Source organism: Allobosea sp. GW823-FHT01F03 (assembly GCF_058798075.1).
This window is the reverse complement of record NZ_CM179505.1, coordinates 4,880,219-4,892,311: the sequence shown is the minus strand read 5'-3', so window position 1 is coordinate 4,892,311 and position 12,093 is coordinate 4,880,219. Positions and strand designations below refer to the sequence as shown.

Sequence of the window (12,093 nt, the reverse complement as noted above, 5' to 3'; positions counted from 1 at the left end):
GCATACAGAGATCGCCGGCGCGGCAAGAATCGAGGCAAATGCAATCGCGTACTTCTTTGTTGATCTGGCCATTTTGGCTTCCTTACCACTAGTTCTTATTTTCCGCCGGGCAGGGGTATTCGACAACCAGCGCCTGGACGACGACCGACGCCGCGCCGGATTTGTCTAGGTCCAGGGATTCCCGGTACTGATCGATGAATTTCATAAGGGTGGCGATGTGTTCGCGTGTGGACCGGCCCTTTGGGACGCACGCGAAATCTCTGCTGATTGTCGAGACGATGCCTTCGACGACCCCGTAGCAGAATCCCGAGCCGAAGACGGTGTCGTAGGTGGTTGGCCCGATCGGATCCGGCCTCATCATCCCGGTATAGGCGCGGCAGTCGTCGATAAAGCCTCGGGTCGCCCAGGGGCGGTCGTCGGCGGAAGCTTTCAGCGATACGAGCGCGCCGATGACGGTCGCGACCAGCAGTGCAGTCCTCATCAGATTGGGCCATGTCTCAGAATGCGTCGCCGGCACGCAGACTGACCTGCCTATAGGTCGTCGGCATCACCCTACTGGGTGATGCCGACCGTCGGTTTGAATTGCCAACGCCCGCTCGTGGATCTCGATCTCCACGATCAGCGGGCGGCGCGTTTGCAAGACATTCATTCTCAGATCCAGGAAGCCATTGTCGCCCGGCTGATCACCGCGATCCCGGACGTGTACGGCCGCGTCCACAAGGTCGTCGACGCGCCGTTCCGGCCCGAGGACCTGCCGGCGCTGGTCGTCACGATGGGCTCCGAGAACATCGAGACCTATCCCGGAAAGCCCGGCTTTCGCCTCCAGAAGCGCGACATCCAGATCGTTGTGGATGCCATCGAGAATTCCGAAGCGACAACGTCGGTTCAAGTCGGCCGCGATCTGAAGACCCAGGTTGAGGCGGCCCTCGGCGACTTCGAGCAACTCGTCAATCGTCACCCTGCGGGGTGATGCGTCGCTGGATGAGCTCTCCATAGTTCGATCAGACCATTCTGATCGCCTTCGCCTTGGGGATGCCAAATGCAACCGCTCGTCAGATCGCGCGTCTTCGTCCCCTCCGCTGCGAGCCTTCAAGCCGCTCTATCGTCGTTCTAGTGAGAGGTCCTGATATGATCCGTGTGGCCGCAACTGCGACAGCTTTGATGTTCGCTCTGACTTTCCAGGCCTCTGCACAAGGACAAAGGAAAGCGATCTTCGATGGAGGAGGCGGTGGCCCTACCTCGCGCACCGAGGACCCGGTGACCCAAACTCTCCAGGGTTCCAATCCCAAAGGTAGTTGGATCGACACTGTACCCAACCACCGATACCGCCCACCGGGCGCTGGAGCACCCGCGCCAGGCAGATTCGGAGGCTGCCCGGGCCGTACCGGGCCTTGCGTCGGCAACTAGGCCAATTTGCGTTGGTCTACGATCATCGAGAATTGGCAACACGATGACGCCGATCTGTGCAGTCGTCATCGATGCGGCGCTTTCAATCATCGACAGCTTGGAAGGCGATGAGCGTCCCGCACGTCTTCTGGCGAACAGCCGCCGACCTATGATGGCAATTGAGATCGGCGCGACCGGGCGGGCCTCGGCCCGTTCACGTCCACGATGACGATGCCCGGAAGATCGCGGCAGGGATTCGGGGGCGTACGACCATGCGAGGGCAGCGGGGCCGATCGCGACGACAATTGGGCTTGGTCAGCGGATTCGTAGTTTCAGGCCCATTCCGACGCCTTTCCACACTGAAACAAACCCGTAGCGAGGCCGTGCAGGCTCAAGTCGGGGGCGGGCGGGGTGATCCATCGTGGGATTCGGATCAACGTTCCGGGGCAAGGGAGCGCGGACCGGTTCCGCGCTTAACGGGCCAGCCAGAGAGCTTCCCCGGAGCACGATGCCCGGCTGCTGCGGCTTGGGCGGCTTCGACCAGGCGCTTGCCGGCCGCGCGCCATTCGGACAGACAACGCCAGGGATGCCGACGAACGTCCTGCTCCAGCCGGAACCAATCGTCGTCGGCCGCGGTCGTGAAGAAGAATTGCAGCATCTCGTCCTGGGCGATTTCGAGGCGGTTGCCGAGGACCGGACACCACGATCGTCCGGGAATTCGCATTCGTTTCCATCGATCTGCTTCGTTGGCAGCGTGCTCGTCGCAGCGCTGCCATGCGAATCCGACGCCCGCGATCTCGATCCGGCGCGCGTATTCCGGGCATGGGAAAGCGCCGCTCGAACGACGGACTACGTAACGACGGAGAAGAACGGCGTCGCGATCCACGTTAGAGCCCCGGAGCCGATGCGGGCGGCGGCGCCATATCGAGCGGATCGACCATCACCTTCGGAGGCTTCTGATCGCGTTCGGCGCGGGCGCGCTCGTCGGCGCCCAATGCGCGAAAGCGGGCCATCTCTGGAATGAGGTCGGCAAGGTCCGCTTTGGCCAGCTCGGAACGCTGGTCGTCGTCCAGGAACCGCGAGACGAATGCGCGAAGATCGGGATCGAGCTTTGCAAGCGCGGAGACATCGCCCGCAGCGGCGTCGAGAAGAAGTCGGGCCGGGCCGGTCGTCGCCTTGACCAGGCCAACGGTGTCCGCGCGTCGGGCCGCCTCCGTGGTCTCGGCTTCCCATACGGCTCGCGCTTTCGCCGAAGGTTCGCAGGAGCCGAGGCGAACGCCGGCGCGCTGGGCTTCCAGCCAAAGCGCGTCCTTGTCCTGCTGGCTCCATGGACCTGATAGCTCGGCGTCGCCACCCCAGGCTTCCGACGCCTTGAGCACCAGGGCGCGGGCAGCCTCGGGTGTGAGCGGGCCGTGGAGGCGCATCTGATCGCCAACGTCCTGGATACGGGCACTCGAACCCACATCGACCCACACACCGTCTTGATCGGGCACGGCATCGTAGCCTCGCTCACGCCACCATGTTGCCAGGTCATCGGGCGACCGACGAGCGGCGGTTTGCTCTCCGGAAGCGTGAAGGTCGCCGGTCGGGCGAAGGGATTCGACATGCCAGCCTTGGGATTCACCGATTGCCTCGGCGAGCGCCGCGGCGCGGCCGCGCTTGCCCCAGGTCCGAATGATGCCCTCCCTGGGGTCGATCTCGACCCAACCCCGGTCACGGGTCTGGATGCGGGTCTTGGGACCACGATTGATCTGATGCAGATCATCGGCCCAGGCCGCGCTGTCAAAGTCTGGAACGGCCTCCGACAAAAGCTTGGACTTGAAGTCCTGACGGTGATGCGGGCGAAGGCCCCTGAATCCTCGAATTCCCTTCACGGTGGTTCCCTCCCTGCTGATCTGATGACTATGCGGCTCATGGCTGCCGGCCGCGACCCGATGCGCGGCCTCGCTGGTGTCGCGGATGTCGATGCGAGCCAGGGCTTGCGCTGCGGAACGATCGAAAACGGCCTGCCGGACAGGCGCGAGACGGATCGATTTCGCCTGAGCCCGGAGCGGTGCGAGGTCGAGCGAACGCAGGCGCTCGATCGCTACGCGGTCGGATTCACCCCGCCGAGTCGACCGCCTACGCTGGCCTTGATCTGCTCCAGGGCCGCCGAGTGCTGACCGAGAATCTGCACGATCGTCGAGAGCAAGGTCTTGAGTTCGTCCAGCGCCCCGGAGCCCTCGGGTTCCTCGAGAAGGGCGAGCAGCGGGAGAAGTTGCTGGCTCGTCTCGTGGGCTCCGCGGGCTTCCTGGTAGATCAGCTTGGCGGGGTTCGGTTGCTGCTCTTCGGGCATGCTCTTTCGCCTCCTCTATCGTTGGTAACAGGTGGTCGTCCAATCGCTGCCTGACGGTGGCGGCGGTGATCCGGTTGCCCTCGGCGCGGGCAGCGGCGGACAAGGTGCGGGTCAGGCTGTGGGCCGCTCCGGAAAGATCGAGCAGCACTCCCCCGCGATCGCCTGCCGCGAGACGCAAGCCGCGATCCGAAAGGGCAGCCTCGAACGCGACGGCGGAATCCGACGCCTGCCAGGCGGCGAGCGCGATGGCGCGGACATCGGCAACGGGAAGGCCGGTGCGCTCGGCCTGCGCGCGTTCCCGCGGAGACAGCACGGCGACGGGGCGGCGGCCTTCATGGAGACCTGCCGTTGTCATAGCCTCGGCTACGTCGTCGCGACCTTCGTTCCGGAGGGCGGCGATGACGGCGCGGTTGTGCTTGCCCTTGGTCCAGGGCAGTCCGAATTCGAACTCGGTGAGGCGGGAGACTTTTTCACGGCGGGCGTATTCGTGGCTTAGGGAAACGACCTTTCCGTCCGGCTGCACCAATGAGTAGACGCGATGCTCGTGTTCTCGGCCGTTCTTGATGTGTCGCACGGCGCAATAGGCGACATCCTGAAGGCCGAATTCTTTCTCATATGCTGTCATGAAGAACTTCGTGACGGAATCCGCGTCGGCGCCCGGGGGCGGATCGACATGGATATGATGCACGGGACGATCCGTTCGACCGTGCCGTGCGGCGGCGACGAGTTCGCGAAGCTGCCCGCCAAGATCGGCCGCTGCGAGATGGCGAGCGTCGAGAACGTGGACCTCCTGGCCCCCTTTGCGGCTCAGGAGATGGCGGGCCAAGGCGGGGCCGCCGGAACCGCGGGTCGCGCCGGCGATCACGCGAGCCTGCCAACGAGGCGTCCGACCTCGCGCTGGACGGCGCGGAGTTCGGTGAGGACTTCCTCGGCATCAGCGTGACAGAGGTTGTCGGTCTGTCGGAGGGCTTTGGTCATCTGCACCACCGCGCCGCCGGTGCGCGAAAGCGATGCCGACAGGCGGCTGACTTCGGCAAGGTCGGCAGATGGGATTCTTATCGGTCGTCGCGGCAGTGACGGCGGCAGTGAAGTCAGTTCACTGTCATTCGGAAGGGCTTGGATGATGACGCGGCGGACCCAACCAGCGCGCGAGAGATCGACTTCGGCTGCCGCCGCATCGAGTGCTCTCGCTAGTTCCGGCCTGAGCCGGACGTACACGCTGACGGGTATGTTTCTGTTTCGTTCCATGCGCGAGCTCCGCCGCGGGTGGGGTTCACGGGGAGGCTTCGCCCTCCCCTGACCAGCTTGGAGATTTCTGCGGAGCCTGAAATCACCACGGCTGGCTTTCTCAGCGTCGATCACCGGCGGAATTCGGGCAACCCGTGGTGATTTCGACTGATGCAGGTGGCGCGCAACCGGGGGTGATTTTGGCTACCCGGAAAGGATGCCCTGCGGGGCAGAAGGCGGTTGAATCTGGGGAAGGGTTCAAAGCCGATCGCGACGCCAGCGAAGTGTTTACCTTCGCTCCAGGCCAGGGGCTCCCATCGGCCTGCGAGCCCGCCAGGAAGGTCATGGCGGCGTACGGCGTCGCCGCGGGAGAAGCATGACATGGCGAAAGGCAACATCCAATCCTCCGGGCTTTCGCGTGATCCGGGCATGTCGATCCCGAAGCATCAATCTGCCGGTGAAGCTCGGTGGCGGGATAGCCGCTTCGGCTGGTGGCTGACTGTGCTCACAGAGGGAAGCTGTGCGCATGCTTGCGTCAAACGATCGAAACCGGGGCGGTGGAGCAGCTTCGTATCCCAGCCTCTCGGGCATGGATGGCAGCACAACGAAGAGGTCGCTGCCGGTGAAACCCTGATCGAAGCCATGCGCAAGGCGGAGCAGGCTATTGCTCGCCTGACTGCGTCGGCCTGCTGAGGCGTTGTGCCGCAAACGCGATGAGCAACCCGGAACCAGGACGGTCCCTGCCCGCAGTCGTCATCATCCAGCATAAAGAAATCAATGTTTCAAAGCGATCCCAAAGCGCCGACTTGGGATCACTTTACAACATTACGCCAGTGAACTGTCGTAATGAAAAAATTAACTACGATGATCGCTTCGGTATTGATTCCTGTCTCGGCTCGTTTCATCATTTTTCTATCGACGACGGAAACGGCGTCGGTACGCCGAAGGCGAAAGCGAGCGTTCCCTGATTTTTCAGGGGTCAACCGGTGACTTACGAGTTCTCTGAACGCGTACTTGCCGAGACGCCCGCATCGAGTAGCTCAGGCGTTCCCTGCATTCGCAGGGGTCTGCCGCCGAACAGGCGGATGTTCTGGTCCCCTTTTGGAGGGGTTGGAAGACAGGGAAAGCGGTTTCGGTCGTTTCTCCTTGACCAGTTCTGGTTCCCCTTGAGGGGAGTTTTCCGCCGAACAGGCGGTTCCGGAAGCGGTCCATCGACCGTTTCCTGTCCCTGCCTCGGCAGGGTGGATTGAAACGAGCGAAAGCTCATCTGCATGCGCAGAATCGACCGCCGCATAGGTGGATAGCGGGGTGGCTTTCGGGCCGCCCCGTTTCGTTTTGCCGACAACGTGAGCGGCGGGCGGCGAAGCTGGCCAGGGTTGCGCAGCCGCCCGCCGTCACCCGGCTCGACTTCAGAATGGAACGTCGGAGTAGTCCGGTGCCTGCCAAAGCCCTGCGGCCTCCTGTTCGGCCAGCCGCTGGCACAGCGCCAGGGCGGCTTTGACGTTCGCCTCCGGATTTTCGTGCCAGAGCTTGTCGAAGAGCTGTCGCAGGTGGTCGATACGTTGCTGGCCTGCGAGATCGCTGCCGCGGCGGATGCCCGTTTCCCGGAGCACGGTCCCGAGGCAGTCGTAAGCGCATCGCTCCCAGCGGCCGTCCTCACGCAGCAGTCTGAAGCTGCTGGCGAGTTGATGCAGATCGTTGCCAAGTCGCTTGCGGACCGGATCGTCCTCCCGGCGAAGCCGAGCAGCATCCCTCCACATCTGCTCTTCGGCCAAATCGTCGCCATTGCACGGATCGAAGGCGCGCCAGAGCAGGCGCGCGAGGGGCGTCGGATCGATTATCTGGATATCGGTGTGCGCTTTGATGAATAGGTGCAGATCGTGGAAGGGCAGGCGTTCCCCGCTCGCGATCCGGAGCGCTCCGACGATCCTGCGAATCTCGACAGAACCCCAGAAGTTCCCGCCGACAACCGCGGTGGACAGGATCTCGCGAAGGGGCGTCGAAGGCCGCAGCGCGGCGGCCGTGACTGCGGCAACGCCTTCGCCCGGCTTCCAGCGACGCCCGCGACGGATGGAGACGTGGGTCGTGGAGATTTCGGCATGGAGCCCCAGCCCGCTAGCAGCGATCTCACGCAGGGCGTCGCGGATACGCTTGCGATGCTGACGGCGAAGGGCCTCGTCGGTCGCTCGCGGCCAAAGCTGCCCGGCGAGGTCGTCCAGAGCGAAGGATCGATCGCCGTCGTGGCCTTGGACACGCTCGATCAGGCTGAGAACCCTGCGGGCGGTCGGCTTGAGCGCTGCGGCCTTCGCCTCCCTCTTCGGGGCAATGCCCTGCCGCACAAGCAGCTTGCCGGTTTTGGTCTTCGACAGGTCGGCGACGGATGCGACGTTCCGCACGGTCGGATTTCGGGTGATCTCCCGGAAGGTGGTGATCAGGGCTTCTTCGGTTGCCCGGTGGTCGCGGGTCCGCCGTGGTGCGGCGCGGCGACGTTGCGGCCGATGGTTATCTGCGACATATCGCGCGACGCTCGAAGCCGTGGCATGGAGCTGGCCCGTTGGCATCTCCGCGCGTCCCGGGTGCTGCGACAGCCACGCGGCCAAGCGCCCAAGGCACCATTCACGCAACGGCTCGAACCGACGGGCATCATCGCCGCAGGTTCGGGCATGGGCATAGGTTTCGTGCCTGAGCCATTCGAAGGCCTCCGGCGCGATGCTCATGCGCGTCGCTTGACGCAGGCGCGGCCGCCGATCATCGTCAACCTCATCCAACCCGATCGAAACCGCGCCCGGACACAACCCGCGCGGTCTGTCCTTAGAGGGTTTGGCCGATCGGCTCGGCCGTCAAGGGACATACCCTAATCTAATAAGGCAAAACGGGACAGAAACTCGAAAAGCCCGATAGACACTGACGTTTCGGGCGATCGACTTGTCACGCGGCGCCTGTGTCACTTCCCCGAATACTGGTCGGAGCACTCGGCGTAGAGGCGAACCGCCGCGCGAAGATTGGATTTCCGGGCAGCGCTCAGGTTGCGGAAATCCGGCATCTGATCCAGGGCAGCGAGCGCGGGCTCGAGCCCGTCGAAGACGCGCTTGCCGAGAAGGCGTTGAACCGCCCTGAACTCTGAAAGGACCTGGGTCCGCCGCGTCGGCGTCAGCTTCTTCGACTTTCGGAGCCAAGACTTGAAGGCCGGCGGCACCTCCATCTCAATGACGGGCCGCTCGCCTTTCGAATGCGCCATGATGCAGCGGCCGATTGCCTCTGCGAGAGGCGGCGGGACCGCATTCGCCAGAGCCTGCATGCGCGCGGCTTCGGAGCGGACGGATGACCAGTCCCAGGTGGGCGGGAAGCCCCCCAGTAGTGAAAGCTGTTCAAATGTCGGGATGGGCAAGTTCTCGTGATCGACGACGTCCCCGGCCTTCGGCTTGTAGCTCGGCCCCGGCGCGGCCCGTACACCGTGAGAAATCGTTGGAGCGGGCTTGTCCGCGCGCCTTGTTCCAGCGCTGCTCATGCCTCCTGGTGTTAGCCAGAAAAGCCGAACGGCCTGGGCCCGGTCCGCTTCGGTAAGCCTTTCGATCACTTCGATGTCCGCAGCCCGCAGGGAATAGCCGTCCTGGCCTGCCCGCTTTCGCGATGTCGATGTGATCGAAGGGGCCGCCTCGCAGGCCCGCCACAACGAGCGTCGTTCACCGGCATCATGGCCGCGCCGGAAATAGAGCTTGCCGAACTCCGGGCCGAGGATGTCAGCGACCGTCATCGGAGCTTCGGACTTCGCCGCAGCAAGGTGATCCAGAAGCCAACCGTCCGCCTCGCCGAGGCAGCCGGCGAGAATAAGCCGCTTCCGCTTCTGGGCGACGCCGTAATGGGAAGCATCCAGGATGTCTTCCGTCAGCCCGTAGCCCGCTCTACGAAAAACCGTCTTCATGCGCTCGAAAATGCCGTATCGGCGAAGCCCGTCAACATTCTCCATCACAAAATATTTCGGGCGTGCGGTGGCGACGATGACCATGAAGGAATTAGTCAATTTCGCTCGTGCGTCGCTTTCGCCACGTCGAACTCCCGCTGCCGACCAGGGCTGACAGGGCGGGCCGCCAACGATGATATCTGGAGTGAGAGCCGCAATCTTGGGCGCGAGCGTCAGGATGTCGCCGAGGTCCGGCATCTCCTCGTCGTGGCTTCCGAGGTTCGCATGGTGCGCCTTCCTGACACCCGTCAACTTGCTCAGCCGACTACCCAGGTTCGCTTCATGGATCGCCAACGCAGGTGCCCAGAAGTCATACCCGCGGAGGAGCGTGAACCCGGCGCGCTTGAAGCCAAGCGACATGCCGCCCGCGCCACAAAACAGCTCGATCAGTCGCATCGCCCGCCAGCCCCGGTAGTGAAAAACTTTCACTACCCGGCCACGAGCTACAAATTCATGAACTCGCGGCTTGGGGCTATGAGGCAATCTCGGACGGGTGTGCAGAATGCAGCACGCTAGTCCTCTATCTCCTACTCGCGATCTGCGGCGGTTTCTGACACAAGCTCCATAATGGAGGGTAGAAGATCGGGAAGTTTCTTGATTTCTCGGAGCATCACCTCTGGCGGGTGGTCGCCGTAAGCATCGCCTGCGGTGGCGGGCGAGTGCCCCTGAATATGGTCAACCTCTTCTTTCGGTATTGAATGAAGGCGAGACCATGTCTTGAATCGATGCCGCCACCCATGGTTCGGCGCGATGTTATCATCCGTGATCTTGATGTCTTCTCGGACCCAGCTCGATAGGTGCTGCCCGACGCGGTCCGCGGGCGGCGTGGAGCCCTTTCGGTGAAGACGCATGTCAACGAAAAGAGGGCCGGGGGATTTGGCTGCTGCCCATTTCACAAATCCCTGCTGGATTAAGGTCGGGTGCAAGGGAACCCATCTGGACACATTGGTTTTTACTGTTCCAGCCTCTGGGGTGATCAGAATTCCCGGAATGCCACCGCGATCATTTACGTCCTCGCGCCGAAGCTGCGCGATCTCGCCGACACGAGCGCCAGTGTAAGCGCAGAGCCACGGAACCCATCGCCGTGCGGCCCGGTAGTGAGTGCTGAGCCCCCGGGGTTGTGGTGCAAGTGTCGCCACGAGAATCCTAGTGGCTTCGGCGGCGGTGAACCCTTTTTCGCGAAGTTGCGCCTTCTTCCGGACCTTTATCGTCACCACGGAGGCCGGGTTGGCGGGCATGCGATTATTCGCGACAGCCCAGGTGCAGACTGCTTTAAGGGCCGCAAGATAAACTTGGCTGACGGTTCTGGCGTCGAGGCCACGTTCGAGAAGCTTGTCCTTCCAATCGATAACCCATTCGCGAGAGAGCGTCGTCATATCCGCAATTTCTGCTTCCATTCCAGCAAGAATCGGACGCCATCGCTTGATTGTGCCGGGTGTGAGCTCCGTCTCCTTCGCATAGCTGTCGAAGATTGCGAGAGGGGTCGCCTTGGGGCGTGCCTTGGGCTTGCTGCCAGGTACTTCGAGGGGAGGGAAGCGCGAGGCGTCAGGATCCGGCCGGTAGTCGCCGTTTGCCATCCGGTAGAGCTGCTCACGGGCTTGAAGCACAGCGCGGTCCACGGCTGCACCAAGTTTCTCGCGGCTTTCGGGCGTAAGCATCAGGCCGTGCCGGCTGAGCCATTCGTCGACGAACTTCGCGTTGCGCGCCGTTTTCAGATGATTGAGTAGCGCGCGGCTCTTCTCCAGGTTGGTACCCGCGAGGCTAATTCGTGCCGACTTCGGCCGGAGAAAGGCTTGGTCGATCAGCAGCCTGGAGACACCACCCGGAACCTGATCCGGATTGTCGCCATGAGCCTCGACCATCTCGCGATAGATCGCGCCTGCGATGGATTCTATCTGCCGATGGGATAGTGATTGTGCGCCTTCTAAGAGTTGCCGCCACCGGGCTTCGACTTCGGAGGATACGCGGGCGTGCGCCACCTTTGCCTCGGCTGGGTCCCGGGTCCGAAGGCTGAGCTTCTCCTCAGATTTTCCGAGGACGACCCGCAAGCCAGCCGGGACGCGCTTTCGAAACCAGAAAATTCCGGTTTCCGGGTGTCGAAACGGACGAGTCATCGCAAGGACCATGTGTACCACCCTTGTGTACCAGTCGGGCGGCCAGAAGTCCTTATATTTCAAAAGATTTCGCGATTTCAACGCGATGGGCTGGTGCTGCGAGAGAGGATTGAACTCTCGACCTCTCCATTACCAATGGAGTGCTCTACCACTGAGCTACCGCAGCAGGATCGTGCCGTCTGCGCCCGGCCCTTGAAGGGCTTGCCGGCGCCGCGTCGTTCCGAAGCGGCGTCCTGATGCCACAAGCCCCGCCCCGACGCAACCTGTTCCGCGCATATCCCTGTGTCTGAATTTGAAGGGCTGTGGAATCTTGCCGGTGAGGAGGGGTTCTCTGTCCGCAGATCGCAGCGTGCCGCGCCGCCGCGCGGCTTCAATCGGGCAGCAGCAGGCGCTGGTCGATGCGGAAGAGGCGGCCATCGCCGAGGATATGGGCGCAAAGCCCGAGCCCGAACAGCGGCCGGAAGGCCGCGTCGCGGACGTTGAGGCCGCCGGCATAGGCGCCCATCGCCGGCATTACGCAGCGCGTTGCGGAGAGCACGAAGCAGCGCCGGCGCAGCGCCCGGCCGCGCATCCGGACCTTGGCGGCGGGATGCAGATGCCCGGCGATTTCCGGACGTGTCGCCGCGTGACTCGGCTCGTGCCGGAGCGCGACACCGGAGATTTCGAGTTCGTCCAGCACCGTGCCGCCCATCGCGGCCGAGATCTGAGGATCGTGATTGCCGCTGATCCAGAGCCAGTCGCGGCCGGCCTGGAGGGCGCGCAGGCTCGCAAGGCAGCTGTCGTCGATCCGCGCTTCGGCGCCGCGATCATGGAAGCTGTCGCCGAGCGCGATCACGCGCGCCGGCTGGTAGCGCGCAATCGCCGCACCCAGCAAAGCGAGCGTCGCGGCCGAATCATAGGGCGGCAGCAGGACGCCGCGAGCGGCATAGGCCGAGCCCTTCTCCAGATGCAGGTCGGCGACGACGAGAGTGCGCTCATCCGGCAGGTAGAGCGCGCCGGAGAGATCGGGGACAAGCGCGAGCCGGCCGAGCATGGAGGCCTCGGCCGCGGCGCCCGTCATCTCTCTCGTC

At 63.5% G+C, this 12,093-nt stretch carries 11 protein-coding genes and 1 tRNA gene; 3 read left to right on the top strand and 9 right to left on the bottom strand.

Going from position 1 to position 12,093, the window contains the following annotated elements; genetic code table 11:
- Window positions 1-88 precede the first annotated feature (88 nt).
- Complete coding sequence (locus tag AC3RCC_RS23420; RefSeq protein WP_492256758.1) at window positions 89-481, bottom strand: Rap1a/Tai family immunity protein; 393 nt, start codon at window positions 479-481, stop codon at window positions 89-91.
- A 117-nt stretch (window positions 482-598) separates the two neighbouring features.
- Here AC3RCC_RS23420 and AC3RCC_RS23415 point away from each other — a divergent pair, with 117 nt between their 5' ends.
- Window positions 599-970 carry a hypothetical protein gene (locus tag AC3RCC_RS23415; protein ID WP_492256757.1) on the top strand — a complete coding sequence of 124 codons (372 nt, stop codon included), beginning with the start codon at window positions 599-601 and terminating at the stop codon, window positions 968-970.
- An 849-nt stretch (window positions 971-1,819) separates the two neighbouring features.
- Here AC3RCC_RS23415 and AC3RCC_RS23410 read toward each other — a convergent pair.
- The 3 genes from AC3RCC_RS23410 to AC3RCC_RS23400 are packed head-to-tail and all read right to left on the bottom strand — an operon-like array spanning window position 1,820 to window position 4,969.
- Window positions 1,820-2,272: a hypothetical protein gene (locus AC3RCC_RS23410; protein WP_492256756.1), complete on the bottom strand. Its 453-nt coding sequence runs from the start codon at window positions 2,270-2,272 to the stop codon at window positions 1,820-1,822.
- 1 nt (window position 2,273) lies between these two features.
- Complete coding sequence (locus tag AC3RCC_RS23405; RefSeq protein ID WP_492256755.1) at window positions 2,274-4,586, bottom strand: relaxase/mobilization nuclease domain-containing protein; 2,313 nt, start codon at window positions 4,584-4,586, stop codon at window positions 2,274-2,276.
- Window positions 4,583-4,969, bottom strand: coding sequence for a hypothetical protein (locus tag AC3RCC_RS23400; RefSeq protein ID WP_492256754.1), 387 nt, complete (start codon window positions 4,967-4,969; stop codon window positions 4,583-4,585). Before AC3RCC_RS23400 ends, AC3RCC_RS23405 begins: the two co-directional genes overlap by 4 nt.
- A 360-nt stretch (window positions 4,970-5,329) precedes the next feature.
- Between AC3RCC_RS23400 and AC3RCC_RS23395 the strand changes: the two genes are divergently transcribed.
- A complete protein-coding gene (locus AC3RCC_RS23395; RefSeq protein ID WP_492256753.1) occupies window positions 5,330-5,641 on the top strand; it encodes a hypothetical protein in 312 nt (103 codons plus the stop codon).
- 20 nt (window positions 5,642-5,661) lie between these two features.
- Window positions 5,662-5,916 (top strand): hypothetical protein, encoded by a 255-nt coding sequence (locus AC3RCC_RS23390; protein WP_492256752.1) that lies wholly within the window; start codon window positions 5,662-5,664, stop codon window positions 5,914-5,916.
- A 441-nt stretch (window positions 5,917-6,357) separates the two neighbouring features.
- Here AC3RCC_RS23390 and AC3RCC_RS23385 read toward each other — a convergent pair whose 3' ends face one another.
- The 5 genes from AC3RCC_RS23385 to pdeM form a co-directional block, all read right to left on the bottom strand.
- Window positions 6,358-7,665, bottom strand: a complete 1,308-nt coding sequence (locus tag AC3RCC_RS23385) for a hypothetical protein (RefSeq protein WP_492256751.1) — start codon at window positions 7,663-7,665, stop codon at window positions 6,358-6,360.
- Window positions 7,666-7,892: 227 nt separating this feature from the next.
- Window positions 7,893-9,305: a DNA cytosine methyltransferase gene (locus AC3RCC_RS23380; RefSeq protein WP_492256750.1), complete on the bottom strand. Its 1,413-nt coding sequence runs from the start codon at window positions 9,303-9,305 to the stop codon at window positions 7,893-7,895.
- Window positions 9,306-9,436: 131 nt separating this feature from the next.
- Entirely contained in the window at window positions 9,437-11,035 is a 1,599-nt protein-coding gene (locus tag AC3RCC_RS23375) for a DUF6538 domain-containing protein (protein WP_492256749.1), read from the bottom strand.
- Between the two features lie 79 nt (window positions 11,036-11,114).
- A tRNA-Thr gene (locus tag AC3RCC_RS23370) sits at window positions 11,115-11,189 on the bottom strand.
- Between the two features lie 204 nt (window positions 11,190-11,393).
- On the bottom strand, window positions 11,394-12,083 hold the full coding sequence (gene pdeM, locus AC3RCC_RS23365) for a ligase-associated DNA damage response endonuclease PdeM (RefSeq protein ID WP_291636727.1): 690 nt from the start codon (window positions 12,081-12,083) through the stop codon (window positions 11,394-11,396).
- Window positions 12,084-12,093: the final 10 nt, after the last annotated feature.